Source organism: Kitasatospora sp. GAS204B (assembly GCF_029892155.1).
Taxonomy (GTDB): Bacteria; Actinomycetota; Actinomycetes; order Streptomycetales; family Streptomycetaceae; genus Kitasatospora.
The window spans coordinates 80,427-102,730 of the sequence record NZ_JARZAG010000010.1; the positions used below are offsets into that span (position 1 = coordinate 80,427).

Here is a 22,304-nt window from a genome sequence, read left to right on the forward strand (position 1 = left end):
TCCCGGCTCTCCACACCACGGGCCCCTGCCGACTCGGCAGGGGCCCGTGGTGCCCGAAGCCGTGAACAGAGCCATCTCGGGTCGTCCACGTACACTGACGCGCATGGCATGCCGCATCAGTGAGTTGGTCATCGACTGCGCCGACCCGGACCTGCTCGCCGCGTTCTGGAGCCAGGTCCTCGGCTACGTCGAACTCGGCCGGGAGGACGACGGAAGCATCGAGATCGGGCCGCCCGGCACCGGCTTCGGCGGCCCGCAGCCCACCCTCGTCCTCAGCCCCAGCAGCGACCCGCGGACCGGGAAGCTCCCGCTCCACATCGACGTCAACGCCACCGACCGTGACCAGGACGCCGAGTTGGCGCGGCTGCTCGCCCTCGGCGCCAAGCGCGCCGACGTCGGCCAGACCGGCACCGAGAACTGGCACGTCCTGGCCGACCCGGAAGGCAACGTGTTCTGCCTCCTGCACACCCGGCTCCAGCCCGTCTGACCGCGTGCGCCCCGGCCGGCGGTCAGGACGGGGGAACCGTCCGCTCCGGCGCGAGCGAGTTGCCCGCCGGGATGTGTCCGCAGTCGGACGGGGCCGGCTTGCCCGCGAACCGGTCGTCGAGCCAGGACACCGCCTTGGGCGCCCACACCGGCGCCGTTCCGACGTGGCTGAGCAGGTCGTACTGGTCGTAGCTGATCGAGCGGTCGCCGGTGGCGCAGTACTGGTCGGCCAGTGCCCGCACGTCGCCGGCGACCATGACGCCGTCGCCGGTTCCGATGCCGGGCGGGTCGGCGAAGGTTCCCTCCAGCACGCCCCCGTCACCCTGGGCGATGTAGCCGGGGACGGTCGGGGTGGGGGCCGAGCCCAGGTTGACCCTGTTCACCGCCTCGACGAACGGGGCCACCGAGTCCGGGTCGGCGTACTGCGGCTTCGCGATCTGCTGCCAGGTCAGGCCGGGGTAGTGGCCGAACGCGTCGAGGAGCGAGCCGTTCTGCAGCCGGTGGTAGACCTGGAGACCGTAGCTGTTCAGATACGGCGTCAGATCGATGCCGAACGAGCGGGAGACCCCGACGATCGACATGGGGATGACGCCGGACCAGACGACGGAGCCGTTGACGTACTTCAGGTTGTGCGCCGGGCGACGAGCAGCCCGCCCTCCGCGAAGCCGACGAGGTTCTCGTTGACGTCGGGCGCGTAGGTCGGGGCGAGTGCCGCCGCCCAATCGGTGGCGATGGAGCCGCCGGAGTAGCCCAGCAGGCCGAACTTGGTCGCGCCGTTCAGGCCGGTCGACGGGGAGTTGATCGCGGCCCGGATCGAGTCCAGGGTGTTGAAGCCGTACTCCGGTCCGGCCGCGAAGTCCGCGGACTGGCCCTCGGTGTCCGGGATGACGAGGTTGTCGCCCTGCAGCAACAGCGCCGAGAGGGCCGCGGATTCGAAGTTGGCGAGCGTGCCGCCCAGGGTCACCTTCCCGGCGATGGCTCGGGACGGCCCGTCCTGCGGGTTCAGGGAGTCGTAGAACGACTGGTAGGACACCGCCTTCGTGCTGTCACCCGTGCTGCTGCGCACCACCGACGTCACGTTGGCCGCCGGGCGCCCCTGGGCGTCGGTCGTGCGGTAGAGCAGCTGGATCGCGGTGACCGGTGTGGCGATGCCCACGATGTGGTACCGCACCGTCCGCGTCTTGAGCACGGTGCCGGGCGCGAACGCGGACAGTGGCGCGCTCCCGTCGTAGGTGTAGAAGGAATCGCTCGCGGTGCTGCTTGCCGTCGCGGCCCAGGCCGACGGGGCGGTGGCCAACGCCATCGCCGTGGCAGCGACGATGGCCAGGCGACGGACAGATCTTCTGTACATGGCTCCCCGAAGTCGTGAGGTGGGTCCCACTTCTGACTGCGAAGTAAGTTACCTACGGGTAGACCATCCGTACAATCACCGAGGGTCTCCGGCCTGCTCGGTGGCGGTGGGCGTCGGCGACGGATCCGGCCCGGACCGCGAGGTGAGCAGTGCCGGGTTGTCGGTCAGGCGGAGGGTGTCGACTTCCAGGTAGCGGCGTGAGTTGAGGGCCCAGCCGAGGTTCGGTGAGGGCGTAGACGTCCCCGATGCACTTGCGGGAGCCCGCCCCGAACGGGATGTAGGCCCCGCGCGCCAGAGCGGCCCGGCGCTCGGGCAACCACCGGTCGACGTCGAAGAGTTCAGGCTCCGGGTAGAGGTCGGGGCGGTGGTGGATGAGGTAGGGGGAGAGCAGCACCGCGCTGCCCTGCCGGAGCCTGCTGCCGGCCAGTTCGACAGGTGCGGTGACGGTGCGGCTGAAGAACCACGCGGACGGGTAGTACCGCAACGTCTCCGCCACCACCCGGTGGGCGAGGTCCAGACGGCTGACGGCGGGCGGCGATCGCGTCTTCGACCACCTGGCTCACGGTGGCACACGCCTGGCGGAAGCGGCGGTTGGCCGGCGTCGGCAGCCGGTCGAGCAACCGGAACGGAGAGCGCATGTGCCGGCCGATGCCTCCGAAACCCGACTGACACAGACGCGTCCGTGCGACAGGATGTCCGTTTGTCGTACTGACGAGTGGAAGGCAGTCCGCATGCCGCACCCTGCACCGCGACCGATTCCCGGGTCGACCGACCTGCTCACCGCGGACCTGGTGGTGGACATGGCCGCCCCCGTGGCGCCGGCCATCTCGCCGGACGGTCGCCTGGTCGCCTACGGCGTGGTCGCGAACAGCGGAAGGGACGGACATCCGCACAGCTCTGTCTGGGTCGCCGCCGCCGATGGCAGCGCAGCCCCGCGCAGGCTGACCGACGGCACGGCCTGCGACGCCGCCCCGAGGTGGGCGCCGGACTCGGCTTCTCTGTTCTTCACCTCCGACCGCGAGGAGCGGGGCACCGCTCAACTCCAGCGGATCCCGCTGGACGGCAGCGCGGACATCGCCAGGGCAGCGGCCCTGACCAGGTGGCGCGGGGGCATCTGCGACTACCACCCGCTCGCCGACGGCCGCACCGTCGCGCTGCTCGCCGAGGACGAGCCCACCGCGGCGGACGAACGCCGGGAGGCCGAGGGTGACGACGCGAAGGTCTGGGGCCGGCACCTCCCGGTCACCCGGCTGCGCCTGCTCGACCTGGCGACCGGCGCGGCCCGCACCGTGGACGGCCTCGGGGACCGCCATGTCGTGGAGGTGACCCAGCGTCCGGACGGCGGCCCGCTGGCCGTGCTGAGCTGGGCCACCCCCGAGCTCGATCCCGGCGCCACGACGGCAGGACTGCATCTGGTCGCCCCGGAGACGGGAGCCGTCCAGGACCTGGGTCCGGTCGGATTCGAGGCCCGGTCCCCGGTCTGGTGGAATCACGACGGTGACTGGCACCTGGCCCACCTGGCGGTGACCCCTGGGCACTTGGTGGGCGCGCTCGCCGTGATCGACACGGTCCCGCCGGCGACCGGCCCGACCGTCGAACAGCGCAATCTCACGGTCGGCAGGTCCGCCTGCCCCACCGAGCTGGTGCAGGTCGCCGACGGGCCGCCGCTGGCGCTGTTCGCCGAGGGGCTGGATACCGCGCTGTACCGGCTCGATCCGCAGTCGCTACGGTTCCACCGGTTGTCCTGCGCGACCGGCACGCTGGCCGGGCTCACTGCGAGTCACTCCGGAGAGACCCTCGCTGTGCTGATGAGCACCGCGCGCGAGCCCAAGAACGTCCACGCGGGACCCACGGGCGGGCCACTGCTCCAGCTCAGCGACACCAGTCCCGAACTGCGCAGGATCCGCTGGGGTGTCCAGCAGCGGCTCGGCTACCAGGCGTCCGACGGACTCCAGTTGGACGGCCTGCTGATCCTGCCGGCCGGCCGGACTCGGGACGAGGGTCCCTTCCCGCTCGTCACCTTGGTCCACGGCGGCCCCTACTTCCGCCATGCCGACGAGTTCACCCTCACTGTGGTCGACTGCGGCCAGTGGCTGGCGACCGCCGGATACGCGGTCTTCCTGGCCAATCCCCGGGGCGGGTCGGGCCACGGCCATGAATTCGCCGCCGTGGTGGCGGGCGCGGTGGGCGGCGACGAGTGGACCGACATCCTCGCCGGGATCGACCTGCTGGTCGCCGAGGGAGTCGCCGATCCCGAACGCCTGGGCATCTCCGGCTGGAGCCACGGCGGTTTCATGGCGGCCTGGGCCATCGGCCGGACCGAGCGGTTCAAGGCCGCCGTGATGGGCGCCGGCATCAGCGACTGGGGCATGCAGGCCGGGACCGGCGAGGACGGAATCATGGACGCGGCGCTCGGCGGCAGCACCGGCTGGAACGGGCCGGGACCGCACGTCCACGACCGGAACAGCCCGATCTCCTACGTGTCCCGGATCCGCACCCCGGTCCTGATCCTGCACGGCGAGCAGGACACCAACGTCCCACTCGGCCAGGTGGTCCACTTCCATCGCGCACTGCGCCACTTCGGCGTCGAGCACGAGTTCGTCGTCTACCCCCGAGAGGGCCACGGGCTTCACGAGCGCGCTCATCAACTCGACGCCCTCCGGCGCATCCGCGCCTGGTACGACCGCTGGCTGTAGGCCCGTACCAGGGTGGGCATCGAGGCGAGTTGATGATCCGCACGTCCTCAGTTCGCGGCAAGCGAGCTGCGTCCGGTGCGCGAGGCCGCCGCACGCACCTCGCGACGGCGCCGTCGGCCCACCGGGGTGTGTGTGGCGACGACGCTGCCGTTGCGCAGCACGTCCAGGCGGTACGGGACCACGCCGGTCGCCCGGAGAACCGCCGCGACCGGTGCGAGCAGCAGCCGAAGGGCGAACTCGACCAGCCAGAACGGCACCAGCACGGCGGCCACCAGCAACGCGGGAAGGGCGAGGACGAACGAGATCGGGTCGGTACCCAGGCCGCCGGGGGTCAGCTCGTCGATGATCCCGAGCTTGACCCTGGCCCGCCACGCCAGGCGGTCCTGCCGCAAACGCCATCGAGTGTTCTGCTCGCCCCGCCATCGCATGGCAGGGACTCTAGCGCGCTGGCCGGGCAGCCCGGCAGGGGCCTGAGAACGCGCGCGGACGTTGCCACAGCGGCAGGCCGACGCGAGCGCGGCACCGGCCGGCTGATCGGGAGCACCGGGAGGTGGGCCCCGCCGCCGGGCTCTCAGCCCGCGGTCACCCGCACCGTGCGCTGGGTGAGCAGAGCCTCCTCGGCAGCCGCCAGGACTCGCACCACCCGCAGCCCGAAGGCCAGATCGCACGGTGCGACACCCGCCCGCGCGGCGCCAGCGCCCGCCCCGCGGACGTCCGCCAGCAGCGCGTCGACGGCCCGCTGGAAGGCGGCGACCGGGCCCGCGGTTGAGCCGGGGATCCGCGTCACGCCGTCCTCGCCGCGCAGCTCGATGGCCATCTCGGCCGCCTTCGGCGGTGCGGTCATGCTCAGCGCGGCAGAACTGGAGGCGCCGCCCGCGTGCCGCAGGACCAGGTGCAGAGTGTCCCCGGCGCCGGGCGCCGCAGTGATCTGCTCGATGTCGCCGAGCGTCGGCAGCAGCACCGAGAGCAGGTGCGGGCCGACGTCCCAGAGCGGGCCCTTGCGCTGCCGCCAGGGCGAGGCGGCGTAGGGGCTGTCGCCCGAGCTGAAGACCGAGGACAGCCAGTGGGCGTGCGCGGTGAACCAGGGCCCGGCCGCGGCCTGTTCCTCGACCCAGCGTGACTGCCCCTCGTCGAAGCGCAGGGTGAAGAAGACCTGGCCGGCGACCTGGTTGCGCTCGGCGGCCGCCAGCACGGCCGCGGCCTGCTCGACCTCCATCGCGACCGGCTTGTCCAGGAGCAGGTGGCGGCCGGCCTCGGCGGCGCGCACGGCGAGCGCGGGCTGCACGTCGGGCGGCAACGCGATCGAGACGGCGTCGACCGCGGCGAGGAGCGCGTCGACCTCGCTGAAGGCCGGCACGCCGTGGCCGGCGGCGAGCTCCGCGGCCGCCTCGGGCCGTCGGCCCCAGACGCCGGCGAACTCCACCTCGGGGTGCGCGGCCAGTGCCGCCGCGTGGACGCGTCGCGCCCAGGGACCAGTGCCCAGAAGTCCGATTCGCATGACCGCCAGCCTGTCACACCACCTTTTTCCCGGGCGGACCGGACCGGAGCGGACCCGCCGGCCGGGCCCGACAACGCGTGCGTGCCGGTGCTGGTGCCCTGTCAACTCCCGTTGCCACGGTGGAGGTCGGGCCGTGCACCCGAGGACCGCGTTGGAGAACCGGGTCAGCAGCGGAGCTCCCGGGCGTCGTCGTCCTGCCGCGCGTGTCAGTCGGCGAAGTCCTGGGTCATCCAGACCGTTCCCGAGGAGTCGCGCAGCAGCTCGATACCGATGTGGTGGAACGCGGGGTCGAGGATGTTGCGACGGTGGCCGTCGTTCGGCGGCTGCTCGGCGAGCATGCTGTTGGTGAGCCCGACGGCCATGCCGGCTATCGCGGCCGTGGTGCCGGCGACCGGGCCGCCCTCGCCGATGTTCTCGCCGGCCGTTGTCCACTGCACGCCGCCGGCGTTCTCGCGGGCGCCGAAGGCGGGCTCGCCCGGGCACTGGTGCTGCAGTCCGCAGCCCGCGGCCATGGTGTGGTTGTGGGCGTCCGCGCTGGTCCGCAGGCCGGCGAGCATCTGCAGCGGTGCGACGCCCTGGGCGGCGCGTGCCTGGTTGATGACGGCCAGTACCTGGGCGGCAGCCGCGTCCAGGTCGGAGCCGGGGGCTCCGGCGGCGGTGGAGCTCGGCGCGGGGACGGGAGCGGGGACGGCGACGGTGCTGGAGCTCGAGCTTGGGGCGGGACCGGACGGGGTCTGGGAGGCAGCGGCGGTCTGCGAGTCGGCCGGCGTGGGCGCGCTCGACGGTGCAGCGGTGGTGGGACGGTTCACCGGCGTCGTGCTGGCGGACGGGCCGGGCAGCCGGGTGGGTCCGGTGGTCTGCGGAGCCGGGGCCGCCGAAACGGCAGGAGCCCCGGCAGGTGAGCCGGACGCGGTGCTCGCCAGGGCGTCGGTCGCCGGCGGTGGCTCCGGAGCCGAGAGCGGCTTGCCGTCCCGCGGGCCGGACGTCAGGGCCCCGCCGCCGATCACCGCGCTCGCCGCCGTCGCCGCCACCGCGACCGCGGCGAGCAGCGGCTTGGCGCCGGGCACCGCCCGCCTCGCCCGGTGCCGCCCGTTGCCGACCCGGCGATGGGCCCCACCACCGGGCCTGCGGGCGGCCGCACCCGGGTCGTGCCAGCCTGCCGGCCCCTCACCGCCCCAGGGCTGCGCAACCGACTCGGCTCCGGTGGTGAACTGCGGCATCGGCACTCCTTCAATCGACGGCCCTTCGTGACAGGAGACCCCCAGGACGTCAGCGGATAACGGAAAACCTGGAACAGGCTTTCGCGCCGGGGTCCACAGCCGTGGTGAGTCGGCCCGGGGCGCAGTGCCGGGGCGTGGTCTCCCCGCTGCGCGCGGGCACGGCGGGGACACCACGGACCTGCGGGTGGCAGCGCTCAGGAGACGTTGAGGGCGGTGTCATCGAGCACGAAGCTGACCCGCGAGGAGCCCTTGGCCTCGACACCGGTGAAGGTGAGCGTCACCGTCCGGCCGGCGAGGGCCGAGAGGTCCAGGGTCTTCTGCTGGTAGCCGCTGGCCGAGTTCCGGTCGGAGTAGGTCGCCAAGGTGGTCGAGTCGGCCACGACGGTCAGGGTGTCGGCGGTGCTGTTCGGGGTGGCGCTGTTGACGTGCAGCCAGAAGCTGAGGCTCGCCTTGCAGCCTGCCGGGATGGTCACCTGCTGCGAGACGGTGTCGGTGTGCGGGGTGAGGTAGCCGTCCAACCAGGCGTCCCAGGTGCCGGAGTGGGGCGGCTCCCCGCCGGAGTTGTCGATCACGAACGGGGTGGCCTGCCAGGGCGGGGCGGTGCCGGCTTCGAAGCCGGGGTCGGCCAGCAGTTGGGCCGGGGTGCAGCCGCCGGCCGGCGTGGTGGGAGCGGCGCTGGCGGTGGGAGTCGATCCGGTGGTGGGAGCGGCGCTGGAGGTGGGAGTCGATCCGGTGGTGGGAGCGGCGCTGGAGGTGGGCATCGCGGTCGGCAGGCCGGTGGACGTGGGCATCGCGGTCGGGACGGCGGTGGCCGATGCCGATGCCGATGCTGTCGGCGTGGCGGTTGGCGTCGAACCGGCCTGCTGGCAGCCGAGGTTGGTGAGCGAGGCCGCGAGGCGCTGGGTCAGGAAGTCAAAGAGGGTCTGCCCGTTCTGCGGGGAGGCGGCGACGGAGGTGAACGGCTTGTCCAGGTTGATGCGTCGGGTGCCGACCGTGGCGAGGTCGGTGCAGTAGGCGGCCGGGTCACCGTTGGCGGTGGCGCCGAGCGCGGGCTGATCGACACCGGCGCGGTAGAGGTTGGTCTTGTTCCGGCTCTGCTGGTTGTTCTCGGTGACCATCGGGTCGTTGAGCGGGACGACGGCGACGGGGTCCGCCTGGAACTTGGCCGCCTGCAGTTCGTTGAGGGCGAGCGAGGTGACCATACTGCCGGGGTCGGCGAGGTCCGGGGCCGTCCACGGGGTACAACCCAGGGCCGGGTCCTCGAAGTTGTCGAGCAGCAGGTTGTCGCTGCCGTTGAGCAGCGCGGCGGGCTGCATCGTCGCGCCGCCTCCGAGGGCGGCGCCGTTCTTCGCGGTCTTCTGGGCGATCGTGCCCTGCGTGGTGGCCAGGTACTCGGTGGTGACGTTGTCACTCTGGTCCTGGTCGACCAGGCCGAAGTCGCGGGTGGTCAGGCAGGGTCGGCCGTCCTTCGCGGTGCCCAGGGGCGGGACGGTGAGCCTGCCGGCGCCTTCGGCGGTGTCGGCCGCGGTGAAGAAGGCGGGGGCGTCGCAGTACGCGAACTGGCCGAACGGCTGCCCGCCCGGAACGCCGCCCACGCAGTTTCCGGCGGCGGTGTGGCCGGCCAGGGTGAGTGTGTTGCCGTTGTAGCCGAACCAGATGCCGACCACGGCGTTGGCCGGCAGGGTCGGCACGACGGGGGCGGCCGCCGGGGTGCTCCCGTTGTCGATGACCAGCGGGTCGTAGACCGAGATGGTGCCGGTGCCCGGGTCGATCACGGTGGCCTGGACGAAGGCCGACTGGTTGGCGTTCGACTCGTGGCAGGCGCCCTGGGCCGGATCGGTGGCCGTCAACCTGTAGGGCGTGGCCAGGCCCTGGGCGGTGAGCGGGTTGGCCGGCACCCGCAGGGTGCAGTTCGGGTTGGGCTGGGCCGGCGGGGCGGCCGGCGGCGTGGTGGCGGCGAAGGACACCCCCAGCAGGGCGACGCCTGCGGTGATGACACCGGCCAGGCTGAGGCTGAGCGTGGTCACCCGACGGCTTCGGGTACGGGAGCGATGGCGGGTTGGTGTTGGGGGCATGGGAGATCCTCTGAAGAAGGTGCCATGACGGTGGGACACGTCCATGAGGGCGACGGCCGATCGCTGACGGGTGCTCAATGGCGCGCAGGTGTCAGCTTCGAGACCACAGGAGGAGTTCGGCTCTCGACATCGAGCGAACGCCGATGTGATCGATCGTAGGAGGCGTCCGGGGCCGGATCCCACCGCCGGGTGATTCCCTAAGGGACACCTAAGGCGCCGCTCAACCGACGGCGGTGGTCACCGCACCCCCCGCGCGCCAGTCGCGGGACGACCCGTCGTTCACCGTGGTCGCCGTCACGCCGCTGCCCGGATCGTCGCCGTCCGGGGCCAACTCGACTTCTGCGGAGGGGGATCCAGGGCCGGCGACCGGACGGATCGCACCGGCCTCGGTGATGGCGAAGACCTCGTCCGCTCGCTCGGGAACGCCCGCGGCGAAGCACGGCCAGATCCCGGCGGCACCGTTGGCACCGGTGTCGGAGGCCAGGCAGTAGGTGGGGTCGGCCAGGTTGCGGATCACCCCGCCGCGGCTGACGGCCCACTTCTGGATCGGGTCCCCGGTGCAGGGGTTCAGCACGACGTCCGCGCCCGCCCGCAGGACCCCGTCCCGGACGTCGAGGCACAGACCCGACCCGGCGTTGACCAACTGGACGTAGGTGTAACCCTGGTGGGCTGGGGACGTGGTGGGGAAGGAAGGGGGCGAGACCGCGCCGACAGCCGGCGGACCGTCCGCCGCGGCGGAGACCGTGACCACGGCCCCGCCACTGCGGGGCAGCAGGGCGCTCACGGTACCGGCCACCACGAGGCCCAGCAGCATGGCGGCCAACGCCACACCGCTCGCCACCGCCCGCCGGGCCGGACCGCACGGACGTCGGGCCGCCGCCGTCACCGGGTCGTGCGGCCGGCCGGCCGCACGGTCGGACGGCTGCGCGCCACGACGGGGAACGCGCGGGGCCTGGGCCGCTGGTCGCCTCGTGACCGACTCCTGCGCGGCTGCGACGGCCGGGAGGCCCGCCGCGGCAGGTGTGCCGGACCGCGCCGGGACGTCGCCGGCGCGCAGGGTCCGGGCGGCGACGTAGGCCCCGCCCCACGGCAGCAACCCACGCGCCAGGACCGGGCCGGGGCGCGCGTTCAGGCCCTCCAGATCCCCGCGCGCCAGGCGGCAGTCGTGGCATCCGCTGACGTGCCGCTCGAAGTCCTCGTCCACCCGGGGATCGACGGGCCGGGTGGCGGCGTCCAGCAGACCGGTGAACCGGCGGCAGGTCTCCTGCGGCACCCAACCCGTGAACGCCCGCAGGTAGGAGGTGCGCAGCCGGCCCAACGCGTCGGCGCACAGGTCGGGCACCTCGTCGGGTTCGAGATCCAGCAGCACACCCACGTGCTCGGGATCGTCCTGCTCCACCAGGACGTGCCACAGCAGGGCCTGCGTGACCCCGGGCAGTGCGGTGAAGACGCGTCGGGTCAGCGGCAGGCCCGTGCCGGCCGGCGCTGGACTCGGGGCGCACTGCTGGACGAGTTCGAGCAACCGGTACCGCAGGGCGCCCGAGTGTTCTCCGGACAGCGCCCGTTGGAACGCCATGTCCACGAGCTGGGCCGGGTCGCCGTCGCCGTCGGCCAACCGGGCGTAGCAGAGCAGGGCCGACGTATGACGCAAGCGCAGTTCGGCAAGGGGGTCCGTGGGCTCGACACCGCCCGACGACGGGTCCCCCTGCACCGGTTGATCCACCGACGGCTGCGCCCCCGCCTGGAGGATCGCGAGCAGAACGGCGTCGGAAGGACTGCCCATCGGCGTGCCTGACAACTGCTCTCCCACCTTCAGCAGGGTGCGGGACGGGAGCGATGCCGTGCTCGGCAGGGCGCCCGCCGGTCCGCCGGGTGCGCGGCCGGAGCCTGCCCCGCTCATCGTGCGGCTGGGTCGGGGACCCGTACGCGACGCTGAGCGAGCCGCGCCGGGACACCCGACAGGGAAAGAAGAGTAGGCCTGCGGGTGGGCATCCCGGCGTTTTGCCGGAGTTTTGCCAAACTCCCTCGGTGCGGCCGGTGAGCCGTTGAACAGCGTTGGCCAGGCACAACCCGGTCGCGGCATTGCGCAGTTGCACGTGGGGCGTGTTCCTGCTCAGCCGGTGCACCGCTCGCGCCGCCGAACCGCCGGCCGCCGCCGCACCGGGCACGGGAGGGCTCCCAACAGGCCGACGGTGGGCCGGGGTTGCCGCAGGGGCGGGTCGAGACCGAGCGGTCGGCGAGCGGTCCCGGGTCCGATGGCGGCCGGCAGCGAGGACGGTGCGGCCGGGGTGTCCAGCGGCTGGACGCGCGAGACGGGCCAGGCGATCGCGATCGCTCGGCCGACCACGTTCGCCAGCGGGATGGTCCCCTGGCCTGGACTCCGCATGTGATAGCGCGAGTCGGCGGACACGTCACGGTGGTCACCCATCACCCAGAGCCGCCCCTCGGGCACGGTGACGCGAAAGGTGAGTCGGGAGGGCACGTTGCCGTCGGCGAGGTAGGGCTCGTTGATCCCGGTGCCGTTGACGGTGATCCGGCCGTGGGCGTCGCAGCAGGCCACGGTGTCCCCGCCGACCCCGATCACCCGCTTGATCAGATCCTGCCCGCTGTCCGAGGGCAGCAGGCCGACGTAGGAGAACGCCTCCTTCACCCCGCGCAGCACCGGTGGGTCCGAGGCGTTCTGCCGGCCGGGTTCCAGCCAGCCACCGGGGTCCTTGAACACCACCACGTCGCCGCGCCGCAGCCCGCCGCCGAACCACGGGGTGAGTCTGTCCACCATGACCCGGTCGCCGACGTCGATGGTGTTCTCCATCGAGCCCGAGGGAATCACGAACACCTGCACCAGGAAGGTCTTGAGCAGCAGGGCCATCACCAGTGCCGCCATCGCGATCACCGGCAGCTCGCGCACGAGGGAACGCTTCCGTCGGCGGGCCGCCCGGCGCGCGCTGCGGCGCCGCTCCACACGTCCCCTGACGGCGCGTGACCCCGACGCGGCTCCCGACACCACCTCGGACGTCTCCACGGTCACCAACCCTTGCTACCGGGCGGAACCCGACCGCTCCGCGCATGGTTCGTGCGTTCTCGCGCCACCGGACCGCGGGCGGATCAGTCGCCCAGCACCAGGTTGCCGCCGTCGACCTTGACCCCGACCGTGGGCAGCGCGGACATCGCCGGTCCCCCGACGACCGAGCCATCGGCGATCTTGAAGGTACTGCCGTGGCAGGGGCACTTGATGACTCCGTCGGCGACGCTGGAGACGGTGCAGCCCTTGTGGGTGCAGACCGCGCTGAACGCCTTGTACTGCCCCGCGGTCGCCTGGGTGACCACCACCTTGGCGGCGGGGAAGACGACGCCACCGCCGACCGGAACGTCCATCGCCTTGCCGAGCACGGTGGGGCCGCCGGACATCGACGGGTCGGCCGTACCGTTCGCGGCGGCACTGCCGGGCGAGGGGGAGCCGGCGGCGGCCGAGGAGCCGGTTGCGGGGCCGCCCGCACCCATGGCGGTGGGAGTGGCGGCGTTCCCGGCGCCCATCGAGCCGGATCCGTCTGACGCGGACGACGAACAACCGCACAGGGCCAGTGCCGCCGCACCGCCGATACCGGCGGTTCCGCAGAGCACTGCACGGCGGGAGGGGGTGGACTGCCGCGCTTCGGCGGCCGTGTTCTCGGACATGGGGATCGCTTTCTCGAAAGCTGGCGGTCAATGAGCGCCAGAACCGTTGCGGTGGGCCAACTGGGCTGAAGAGCACTGTGCTTGAGCCATCAACGGGACGCCCGCACAGCTTGACCAGAGGAGTGGTCCTCAGGTGTTCTGGTCGTCCGCGGGCTGCGGCGCGACGCTGCTGCTGCCGGGCACCGGTGCCTTGCTGGGCGGCATCGGCGGCGCGGTCAGCATGACCTGTAGGTAGAGGCCCGTCGTGACGACCATGACGGTGGCGATGAAGCGCCACCGGACGTTCCTTCGGGCGGGCTTGCTGAGCAGATGGTGCAGCAGGCTGCCGGTCCGCCGGGACCGGGACCGGGCGGAGCCGCGGCCACGACGGGATCGTCGCCGGCTCATCGGCGCCTCCTGACGGCCGGTGCCGAGGACCGCGTGAGCGGACGGGTGCGGTCGGGACGCTCGGTGCGGCCGATCCGGTCGCGGTAGCCGAGCAGTTGGCGGGGCATGTCGAACGCGACGGCGGCCACCAGCTGGCTGCCCTGTGGGGTGTCGCGGTGATAGGCGGCCACGAAGTTCTCGGAGCGCAGCGACCCTTCGACGATCTCCATCCGATCTCCCAGCGCGGGCATCCCGACCGCTTGCAGGCGCCTGCCGTGCTGTTCGGACCAGAATCGCGGGACCGGAGTGAAGATCGCGGCCTGAGCGGGGCCCTGGAGCAGGGCGTCGGCGGCGTGCTGGCCCATCTCGACCGCGTGGATCAGGTGTTCCACCCGCCGGGGCGTGGCGTCGAACCGCAGGTTGGGCCACCGGGCCACATCGCCTGCCGCCACCACGCCGGGGATCGGCCGGCCGGTCAGGTCCACGGCGTGGCAGGTCTCGTCGCAGAGCACGCCGTCGGAGATGTCCAGTCCGCTGCCGCCCAGCCATTCGGTGCGGGGCACGCTGCCCAGTCCCAGTACGACGAAGTCGGCGTCGATCACCTCTCCGTCGTCCAGCCGAAGGCGCAGTCCGGCGCCGGTGTCGGTCCACTCGCTGATCTGTGTGCTGAGCCGGACGTCGACCCCGGCCCGGGCCTGGATGCGCCCGACCACCTCGCCGAGCTTGCCGCCCAGCACCCGGCGCAGCAGCGGCGCGCTGTGCACGACCAGGGTCACGTCCATGCCGTGTTCGCGGGCGGTGCAGGCGAGTTCGCAGCCGACGAAGCCGCCGCCGAGGACCACCACGTGGTGGGCCCGAGCCTCCTGCATGGCCTGCTGGACGGCGACCGCGTCGGCTACGGTACGGACCGTGCGGACCCGGTCGCTGACGACGGGAGTCTCGGGCAGCCGCCTGGCGTCGACGCCGGTGGCGATCACCAGGCCGTCGTAGGGAAGCCGTTCGCCGCCGCGGAGCTCCAGGGTCCGCCGCTCGGTGTCCAGCCCGAGCAGGTGGGTGCCGAGCAGCCACTGCGCGTCCAGGGACTCGTCGGCCCGGAAGGTGAGATCGTCCTCGACCAGCTCGCCGGCCAGGAACTGCTTGGACAGCGGCGGTCGGCTGTAGGGCCGGCGCGCCTCCTCACCGACCAGGACCAGTTCGCCGTCGAAGCCCCGTTCGCGCAGCCGGCTCGCCGCGCTCAGCCCCGCCAGCCCGCCCCCGGCGACCACGATCCGCCGGTAGCCGTCCCGGCTCGCCGCGGCGCCGCGCGAACGGCGGGCCGGGCCGGGCAGCGAACCGCCGCGGATGGCGATGGCCTGCATCGGGCAGCAGCGGACCGCCTGGCGGGCCTGGGCCGCGAACTCCGCCGGCACGGTACCGGTGTAGTGCAGCGAACCACCCTCGGAGATCCGGAAGACCTCGGGTGCCTCCTGCTGGCAGATGCCGTAGATGTGGCAGCGGTTGTTGTCCACGCTGACCTTCACCGGCTCGGCCTCGTCGACGAGCTTGGGGAGGAACTCCTCGGGGGTGTATTCCAGCCAGCGCTCCAGGTCCGCCCCGGCTTCGGGCTCGAGCTCGAGGTCGAGGTCGGTCTCGAGCCCGAGGTCGAAGCCGAGTTCGGGTGCGGGCGCTGCCTCGAGTTCGAGCGCGGGCATCGGGTAGCCGGGCGTCTCGTCCGTGGGGACCTGGTAGGTGGGGACCGGGTAGGTGGGGACCGGGTACGCGGGCACGTACGAGAGCATCGTGCCGGCGAACGGGACCTGCTGGTCGTGGCCGGGGACCCACTGCTGGGGCTCGGTCCACCAGGGGGACCACTCGGCGGGCGGGGCGGAAGCGGGCTGACAGGCGTCGAGCACGCTCTGCGGCTGCCACTGCTCCCACGGCTGCACGGTCTGCTGCGCGGCCCACGGTTCCTGGGCAGGCCATGGCCCCTGGGCCTGGGAGGTCTGCTGCGGCGGCCGTTGTTCCTGCTGACGCTGTTCGTCCTGCGGCCACCATGCTTCGTTCGACCATATGGCCGGGATAGTCATCGGGTGGAGTCCAAATCGCTCGAGAAGAGCCCCTGGCAGGGCTTTTGACGGATCGTAGAGTCGTTGCGAGGCGAAAGTCCGGGGCGGCGGGAGTCGCTAACCAAGCCATAAGGTTCTGCTGAGCCGCCGGCCGGCCGCCAGGTCAGCGGACCGCGCTGGCGAGCACGAACCAGGCCGCCTTCCCCAGGCGCGCCGACCGGAATCCCCAGCGGCCCTGGGAGAGGGCGTCGACGATCTGCAGTCCGCGACCGCTCTCGGCGAGGATGGGTAACCGGCTGTCGACGTCGTCGTCCTCGGGATCGAGGGTGCCCGCGCCGTCGACGCGCACGGGGAGGACCGGCTGCCGGGGGTCGCTGTCGTGGACCTCGACGATGACGGCGGCTCGGGTGAGGATCAGCCGTAACAGGCAGGGAGTTGTGGCGTGGCACTGCGCGTTGGCGGTGAGTTCGCTCGCCATGACCAGGGCGTCCTCGACCCTCTCCGGGGGAAGGCGCAGACCGGTCAGGGCGTCGCGCAGGCGACGCCGGGCATGGGCCGTCGGGTTCGGCTCGTCGGCGGTCCAGGAGTACAGGGTGCGGAGGGAGTGTACGGCGCGGTGGCCGGTGGCCATCTCACGGCCTCTCTTGGCGGAGCCTGGAGGTGGAAGGCAGTGCCCGGATCAGGAAGGCCAACAGGCAGGCCAGGGCGCCTGCCGCGACCCCGACCGCGACGACGTTGACGTGGCGCGGCTCCGGATGGACGGTGAAGATGTGCAGCCAGATCAACCCGAAGGCGAGGTAGGCGAGTTGGTGGAGCCTCAGCCATTTCGCGTAGCCGAGTCGTTGCTGTAGCCACACCGAGCACCCGGCCGCGATGGCCAGTTCGGTGCCCAGCACGCCGAAACCGACCGGCACCCGCTGCAGACCGCCCGTGAACGGAACGAGGAGGTTGACGGTGCTGATGTCCCAGACGCTCTGGTAGCAGAAGGTCACACCGTGCAGCGCTCCGAAGATCAACGCGGAGAGCGCGAGGGTCATGTGTGCCCCGTACACCGTCTTGCGGTTGACGTTGCGTTGGAAGTAGCGCATGCGGAGCACGATGCCGAGCAGGACGGTCGCCACCATCAGCGTGTAGGAGATGATCGCGAAGAGGCGAGCGATCTCGTGGACGCCCGTGTCGTACGGAATCCGCCGGTCGTAGGCGTCCAACGGCGAGCCCGGTATGGGGGTCGCCGCCGATGCCGGCTGAGCGAAGACCAGCGACAGCACCGCGACGAGCGCCACCGCCACCACGAGCACCAGGACGGCCTGGCGCAGTCGCACCCGGACATCGCCGGGCAGCGTGCCCTTGGCGTCGAGGGTCGGCACAGCATCGGAAATCGAGGTCATGGATTCCTTGCTCCGTAAGGGTCTTGCGGTCGTGCCGAGGAAGGCGACACCGATCGTAGGATCGTCGCGAGACGGAAATCCCGGAGCACAGGAGCGTCTCACCAACCCCTAAGCCTGTGTTGACCCGAGGACGACGGGCGGACCGGGTGAGCGGGACCTTAAGCGATGTTTAGGGGGTCGTGCGGTGGGGCCCTTCGGCCCTGGTCAGCTCCTACGATCGAGCACGTAGGCGGTCGTGAAGACCGCGCATCGGCGCCGTGTACTTCCGCGCCAGGAGAAGGAGTTGGGCCAATGACAGGCAACAACCGGACGGATCCGGAAGCCGACTGGCAGCTCCGTGTACCGCCTTACGCGGACGGCGTACGAGTGCCGGCGCGGGCCGGCTCGGAGTGGGAGACCGCTCCTCTCCCGTCCGTGGCGTCGGTCCGCTCCGCCGAGTCGACCGACGCGGAACAGCGCGGCCGCCGCCGGGCCCTGCTGGCGGTCGGCGGCGGCCGGCGCCGGCCCTGGGCCGCCGGGGCGATGGCCCTGGTGGCGTTGGCCGCGGCGGCCGCCGTGAGCGTCCAGCTCGTCGCGTTGACCACGCCGACCGCCGTCCAGTCCGGCGGGACGCCCGTCGCCGTGTTCGGCGATCCCTCCCCGGGGCCGGACGGCTCGCAGCCCGCCGTGCCGACGTCCGGACCCACCGCTCCCGTGCCGGCCGCGCCCGTCTCAGCCGCACCCACGCCCGCCGCACCCACGCCCGCGGCACCCACTCCAGCCGCACCCACGCAGCCGGTCAGCATGCCGCCGGTCAGCCAGCCCCCGCCGGCGATCACCGCGGCCCCGGTGCCCGCCGCCGTGCTGGTCGAGCCGGCGTCCGGCCGCTGCCTCGACGTCACGACCGGCGGGAACGAGGTGGGAATCTGGTCCTGCGACGGCCGTGCGAGTCAGCAGTGGGCCCTCACCGCCGCCGCCGAGCTGAGCACCGAGGGCGGCACGCTCTGCCTGGCTCCTGCGGAGGACCCCGCGCAGCCCGGTACCCGGCTGGTGGCGAACTCCTGCACCGGTGCCGACAACCAGAAGTGGCACGTCCGGCCGGACGGCGGCCTGGTCAGTGCCGAGTTCGGCCTGTGCCTGGACGTACTGAACGGGTACACCGACAATGGTGCCCCGCTTCAGCTGTGGACCTGCGACAGCCAGCCGAGCGCGGTGAGCCGCTGAAGTCGGCGCCGGGCACGGCGCGAAGACGATCCCCCGGAGCAGGGGGCGCGGCTACAGGGGTGCCGTACTGACGGGTCGGCCGGAGGTCCGTCCAGCCGACCCGGTGAAGGTATGCGACCCAGGGGAGCGGTCCGGCCCGATCCAGAGGTGTGGCCACCGGCCTACCAGTGGCTGCCGAAGGCCGTGATCGTCGGGATCGGTGAGCTGGCGAGGCTCGGCGCCGTGGTCGGCGTCGGGTTCGGCGCCGCGCTCGGGCTCGGCGTCGTGGTGGGGGTCGGCGTCCCAGTGGGACGCGGTGCGACGGTCGGTGCCGTGGTGGCAGGCGGCGTGCTGGTCGCCATCGCACTGCCGCTCGGCGTGCTGGTCGTGCCCGGCGTGGCGGTGGGCTCCGCGGTCGGGCCGGGGGTGGGGTCGGCCGGCGGGCAGCCGAGGCTGGCCAGCGAGGCGGCCAGGCGCTGGGTCAGGAAGTCGAAGAGGCTCCGAGCTGCCTGCGGGGACGCCGCCCCGGCGGTGAACGTCCGGTCCAGGTTGAGGCGTTGGGCACCGAAGGTGGCCAGGTCCGTGCAGTACGCCGTCAGGTCGCGGCGTGCGCCGGCGCTGTCGCGGGGCAGTGTTCCGTCGGCGACGTAGCGCGTCGTCTGCCCCTGGTTCTGCTGCCCGGCCCCGGGGCCCAGCGGGCCACCGAGCGGGACCAACGCGATCGGTGACGCCTGGAAGTTGGCCGCCTGGAGTTCGTCGAGGGCGACCGCGGTGGCCTTGCTGCCCGGGTCGGCGAGGTCGGGGGCCATCCACGGGGTGCAGCCCAGTGCCGGGTCCTGGAAGGTGTCCAGCAGCACGTTGTCGCTGCCGTTGAGCGGCGCGACGCCGCCATGGATCAGGGCACCGTCGTGCAGCCGCCCGGAGTTCGCGGCGGTCTTCTGCGCGGTCCGGCCGTGTGCGGTGGTCAGGTACTCGGTGGTGACGTTGCCGGCGCGGTCCTGGTCGACCAGGCCCAGGTCGCGGGTGGTCGGGCAGGGCTTGCCGTCACGGGCCGTGCCCAGCGGCGGAACGGTGAGCTTTCCGGCGCGCTCCGCGGCCGTCGCGGCGGCGAAGAACGCGGAGCCGTTGCAGGAGGCGAACTGGCTGAACGGCTGCTTCGCGGATCGGCCGGCGCACTTCCCGGCGGCGGTCTGACCGTTCAGCCGGAGGGCGGCTCCGTTGAAGCTGACCCAGATGCCGACCACCGCCCGCTCCGGCAGCGCGGGGCGCACCGGAGCGGCGGCGGGCTCGCTGCCCTTGTCGATGACCAGGGGGTCGTAGACCGCGACCGCGCCGCTGACCGGGTCGAGCACGGTGGCCTGGACGAACGCCGCCTGGTCGGCGTTCGACTCGTGGCAGGGGCCCTTCGCGGGATCGGTGGCGGTCAGGGTGTAGGGGGTGGCCAACCCTCGGGCGGTGAGCGGGTCGGCCGGCACGGTGAGGGTGCAGTTCGGATCGGACAGGACGACCGGCGGAGCGGTGGGCACGGTGTCGGCGAAGGAGACGCTGAGCAGCGAGGCGCCGGCGGCGAGCACGCCCCCGAGCGCGAGGCTCCAGTTGGTCACCCGGCCACGTCGGGACGGGCAATGGTGCTTTCCTGACGGTCGAGGCATACGAGATCCTTTGGCCGATGTCGGTGCTGGGGAAAGGCAGGTCGGTCTCGGTCCGGAACCACTTGCCGACACCGTTGATCGTATGAACGGCTCGGGGCTGAAATCGCAGGCAACGAGAGCCTCTAACCAACGCATAAGGTTTCCCTCACCCGCGATTTCGGGGCCGCCCGGTGAGCTTCCCGACACCTGCGCCGAAGCCGCAGCTGAGGTGCTCCTCAGCGGAACCGAAAGTTCCCGGACAGCGCGGAGCCGCTCAGGCTCCCCGGGCGACGCGCCGGGCCTCCCCGGCCCTTCGGCGCCGGTGACCCCACGGCCGGCCGAGAACCCGGCGCGGATCGGAGGCCAGGCCGAGGATCACCTCCACCCGCGCTCCGCCCAGTGGGCTGCGCAGGATCCGCACGTCACCGCGGGTCGAGTCGGCGGCGCTGCGGGCGATGTCCAGCCCGAGGCCGGTGGACCCGCCCGTACTGACCCCGCGCGAGAGCGCGCCGGCCGGGTCCTCGATGCCGCTCCCGCCGTCCTCGACCACCAGGACGACGCTCTGCGCCGTCCGCTGCACGCTCACCGCGAAGTCGGTCCCCTGCGGCGTGTGCCGGAAGACGTTGCCGACCAGGGCGTCGACGACCGCGGCCAGGTCGTCCTCCGGCAGCCGAACGGGCGTCGGTTCGTCGGTCACCTCGAAGGCGCACGCGCGGCCCTGCTGCTCGGCGAGCACCGACCAGAAGCCGACGCGGTGTCCGGCCAGCTCGGCCACCTGGCATGACGGGGCGGCGGACTGCTCGGAGCGGGCGCCGCCCTCCCGACGCCCGATCTCGCCGCTCGGGCCCGCCGGTCGGGTGGACAGCGGTGTCCGGGCGGCCAGGATGATCGAGTCCAGCTCGGCCTCGAGATGGTGAATCGCCGCGGCTGCCCGTTCCGCCCCCTGGACCGGGCCGATCTGCTCGACCGCGAGGTGCAGCGCGGTCAACGGCGTCCGCAGCCGGTGCGACAGATCAGCGACCAACTCTCGTTCGGTCGCGAGGAGTTGCTTCACGTGGTCGGCCATGGAGTTGAACGCCAGGCCGGCCTCGTAGAGATCCGTGGGCCCCGCCGGCTCCACCCGTACGTCCAGGTTGCCGGCCCCCAGTGCCGCCGAGGCGTGGGCGAGCCGGCGCGACGCCCGCACCGCCCGCGCACCGAGCCGGTCGGCCACCAGCACCGAGCCGATCACCAGGCCCAGCGCCAGAAGTGACATCACCGCCCAGGCGCGGGTCACGCCCCGGGTGAGCTCTGCCCGCGGCACGAACTCCTCGACGACAGCCACCCGGTCGAGGTTCAGGAAGACCGGTTGCAGGTACTCCCACCCGCCGGCGACGTCACGGCTGACGGACTCCCGGTCCTGGACGGCCTGGCCCAGCAGCTGGGCCGACGCGTGCGGGGTGCCGACGACCTGCCCGTCCGGCAGGTGCAGGCAGAGCCGATCCGAGGAGTCCAGCCGAGCCACCACCGGTGCCAGGTCAGCAGGTTGGCTGGACTGGGCGAGGGCGGCCACCGCCACCGCGGCCCGCTGCTGCGCGGCTGCGGTCGCCTCGGCGTGCACCTGTGTGCGCAGCAGCAGGGCGAGCGGAATCAGGAACGACACGGCCACCATCGAGGTCGCCAGCAGCGCGACCATGGCCAGGGTGGCTCTCACAGCGGGGACACCAGCTTCACTCCGACGCCGCGGACGGTGTGCAGGTAGCGGGGCAGCGAGGCTCGTTCGCCCAACTTGCGGCGCAGGCAGGACAGGTGCACGTCGACGGTCTGCTCGTCCACGTACGGCTGGCGCCACACCTCGTCGAGGAGCTCGCGCTTGGAGATGACGCGACCGCAGTTGCGGGCCAGGAACGCCAGCAGGTCGAACTCACGCCGGGTCAACCTCACCTCCTGGTCGGCGAGATGAACGGTTCGCGCCATCGGGTCGATCCGCAGCTCGCCGGTGACCAGCGGCGTGTTGCCGCTGCCCAACACGCTGACGTCGCCCGCTTCGAGGGCCCCGGTGCGGGCGGCGCTGCGGCGCAGCACGGCCGCCAGCCGGGCGACCAACTGACCACCGGAGAACGGCTTGACCAGGTAGTCGTCGGCGCCCGCGTTGAGCAGCTTGATGATCTCCCGGTCGTCGTCGCGGGCGGTGGCCACCACCACGGGGACCTGGGACAGGCCGCGGATCATCCGCAGGGCGTCGGCGCCGTCCAGGTCGGGCAGGCCCAGATCGAGCACCACCGCGTCCGGTGGCCACTGGGTGATCTCCCGCAGGGCGCCGAACCCGTCGGGAGAACTGCGCACCAGAAGTCCGTGCGTGGTGAGGATCTCTATCAGGGACGTTCGGATGGTGGGGTCGTCTTCGACGACGAGGACGGACGTCATGGCGCACACCGTAGCCGACTCGTCGGCCCCGTCCACGGGCGGTGAATCGGGGCTTAGGGCTTCCTTAGCGGATTCTGTGCCCGGGTGCTCCGGCGTCGCGTCGCCCGTAGGCTCACCGCTGGAATGGCGGCCTGGTTCGCTCTCACTCGTGGCGTCCTGCCCGAAGGAAAAGCCTTATCCGCCACGGAATCTGACGTGGCGCCGGAGAACGCGTCGCGATCACTTCGCTACCGGGGTCCACGCACCGGCCCACACGGCTCGCCGGCATGCGGGTGCCGTGGCGCG

General features: G+C 72.5%; 20 protein-coding genes. 3 read left to right on the forward strand and 17 right to left on the reverse strand.

All coding sequences use genetic code 11. The features are described 5' to 3' along the window. The first annotated feature begins 103 nt into the window (after positions 1-103). Positions 104-487: a VOC family protein gene (locus tag P3T41_RS15940; protein WP_280690506.1), complete on the forward strand. Its 384-nt coding sequence runs from the start codon at positions 104-106 to the stop codon at positions 485-487. 22 nt (positions 488-509) lie between these two features. On the opposite strand, the gene P3T41_RS15945 is transcribed toward P3T41_RS15940, so the two are convergent. The 3 genes from P3T41_RS15945 to P3T41_RS15955 are packed head-to-tail and all read right to left on the reverse strand — an operon-like array spanning position 510 to position 2,354. After that, positions 510-1,067 carry a lipase family protein gene (locus P3T41_RS15945; protein ID WP_280690507.1) on the reverse strand — a complete coding sequence of 186 codons (558 nt, stop codon included), beginning with the start codon at positions 1,065-1,067 and terminating at the stop codon, positions 510-512. Positions 1,068-1,108: 41 nt separating this feature from the next. Further along, entirely contained in the window at positions 1,109-1,837 is a 729-nt protein-coding gene (locus tag P3T41_RS15950; RefSeq protein ID WP_280690508.1) for a lipase family protein, read from the reverse strand. A gap of 52 nt (positions 1,838-1,889) precedes the next feature. Next, positions 1,890-2,354, reverse strand: coding sequence for a cytochrome P450 (locus P3T41_RS15955; RefSeq protein WP_280690631.1), 465 nt, complete (start codon positions 2,352-2,354; stop codon positions 1,890-1,892). A gap of 214 nt (positions 2,355-2,568) precedes the next feature. Here P3T41_RS15955 and P3T41_RS15960 point away from each other — a divergent pair, with 214 nt between their 5' ends. Further along, a complete protein-coding gene (locus P3T41_RS15960) occupies positions 2,569-4,533 on the forward strand; it encodes a S9 family peptidase (protein WP_280690509.1) in 1,965 nt (654 codons plus the stop codon). Between the two features lie 47 nt (positions 4,534-4,580). Here the strand turns inward: P3T41_RS15960 and P3T41_RS15965 are convergent, their stop codons facing one another. From P3T41_RS15965 to P3T41_RS16015, 11 genes are all read right to left on the reverse strand, one after another. Then, positions 4,581-4,925: a hypothetical protein gene (locus tag P3T41_RS15965; RefSeq protein ID WP_280690510.1), complete on the reverse strand. Its 345-nt coding sequence runs from the start codon at positions 4,923-4,925 to the stop codon at positions 4,581-4,583. A gap of 179 nt (positions 4,926-5,104) precedes the next feature. Further along, positions 5,105-6,031 carry a Gfo/Idh/MocA family oxidoreductase gene (locus P3T41_RS15970; protein WP_280690511.1) on the reverse strand — a complete coding sequence of 309 codons (927 nt, stop codon included), beginning with the start codon at positions 6,029-6,031 and terminating at the stop codon, positions 5,105-5,107. A 206-nt stretch (positions 6,032-6,237) separates the two neighbouring features. After that, positions 6,238-7,251 (reverse strand): CAP domain-containing protein, encoded by a 1,014-nt coding sequence (locus tag P3T41_RS15975; RefSeq protein WP_280690512.1) that lies wholly within the window; start codon positions 7,249-7,251, stop codon positions 6,238-6,240. A gap of 194 nt (positions 7,252-7,445) precedes the next feature. Further along, positions 7,446-9,278 (reverse strand): hypothetical protein, encoded by a 1,833-nt coding sequence (locus P3T41_RS15980; protein WP_280690513.1) that lies wholly within the window; start codon positions 9,276-9,278, stop codon positions 7,446-7,448. A 268-nt stretch (positions 9,279-9,546) separates the two neighbouring features. Continuing rightward, entirely contained in the window at positions 9,547-11,109 is a 1,563-nt protein-coding gene (locus P3T41_RS15985) for an RICIN domain-containing protein (protein WP_280690514.1), read from the reverse strand. A 330-nt stretch (positions 11,110-11,439) separates the two neighbouring features. Then, positions 11,440-12,234, reverse strand: coding sequence for a signal peptidase I (gene lepB, locus P3T41_RS15990; protein ID WP_348533657.1), 795 nt, complete (start codon positions 12,232-12,234; stop codon positions 11,440-11,442). Between the two features lie 197 nt (positions 12,235-12,431). Next, positions 12,432-13,001: a Rieske (2Fe-2S) protein gene (locus tag P3T41_RS15995; RefSeq protein WP_280690515.1), complete on the reverse strand. Its 570-nt coding sequence runs from the start codon at positions 12,999-13,001 to the stop codon at positions 12,432-12,434. Between the two features lie 129 nt (positions 13,002-13,130). Further along, positions 13,131-13,388: a hypothetical protein gene (locus tag P3T41_RS16000; RefSeq protein ID WP_280690516.1), complete on the reverse strand. Its 258-nt coding sequence runs from the start codon at positions 13,386-13,388 to the stop codon at positions 13,131-13,133. After that, positions 13,385-15,433 (reverse strand): FAD-dependent oxidoreductase, encoded by a 2,049-nt coding sequence (locus P3T41_RS16005; RefSeq protein ID WP_280690517.1) that lies wholly within the window; start codon positions 15,431-15,433, stop codon positions 13,385-13,387. The genes P3T41_RS16000 and P3T41_RS16005 overlap by 4 nt, the downstream gene beginning before the upstream one ends. Positions 15,434-15,575: 142 nt before the next feature. Further along, positions 15,576-16,043, reverse strand: coding sequence for an ATP-binding protein (locus tag P3T41_RS16010; protein WP_280690518.1), 468 nt, complete (start codon positions 16,041-16,043; stop codon positions 15,576-15,578). 1 nt (position 16,044) lies between these two features. Then, positions 16,045-16,800 carry a ferric reductase-like transmembrane domain-containing protein gene (locus P3T41_RS16015; RefSeq protein ID WP_280690519.1) on the reverse strand — a complete coding sequence of 252 codons (756 nt, stop codon included), beginning with the start codon at positions 16,798-16,800 and terminating at the stop codon, positions 16,045-16,047. Between the two features lie 291 nt (positions 16,801-17,091). On the opposite strand from P3T41_RS16015, the gene P3T41_RS16020 reads away from it, so the two are divergent. Further along, a complete protein-coding gene (locus tag P3T41_RS16020) occupies positions 17,092-18,003 on the forward strand; it encodes an RICIN domain-containing protein (protein WP_280690520.1) in 912 nt (303 codons plus the stop codon). A gap of 161 nt (positions 18,004-18,164) precedes the next feature. On the opposite strand, the gene P3T41_RS16025 is transcribed toward P3T41_RS16020, so the two are convergent. The 3 genes from P3T41_RS16025 to P3T41_RS16035 all read right to left on the reverse strand — a co-directional run bounded on the left by P3T41_RS16025 (position 18,165) and on the right by P3T41_RS16035 (position 22,019). Then, positions 18,165-19,586 carry a hypothetical protein gene (locus P3T41_RS16025; RefSeq protein WP_280690521.1) on the reverse strand — a complete coding sequence of 474 codons (1,422 nt, stop codon included), beginning with the start codon at positions 19,584-19,586 and terminating at the stop codon, positions 18,165-18,167. 301 nt (positions 19,587-19,887) lie between these two features. Next, complete coding sequence (locus P3T41_RS16030; protein ID WP_280690522.1) at positions 19,888-21,306, reverse strand: HAMP domain-containing sensor histidine kinase; 1,419 nt, start codon at positions 21,304-21,306, stop codon at positions 19,888-19,890. Beyond that, on the reverse strand, positions 21,303-22,019 hold the full coding sequence (locus P3T41_RS16035) for a response regulator transcription factor (RefSeq protein WP_280690523.1): 717 nt from the start codon (positions 22,017-22,019) through the stop codon (positions 21,303-21,305). The genes P3T41_RS16030 and P3T41_RS16035 overlap by 4 nt, the downstream gene beginning before the upstream one ends. Positions 22,020-22,304 lie beyond the last annotated feature (285 nt).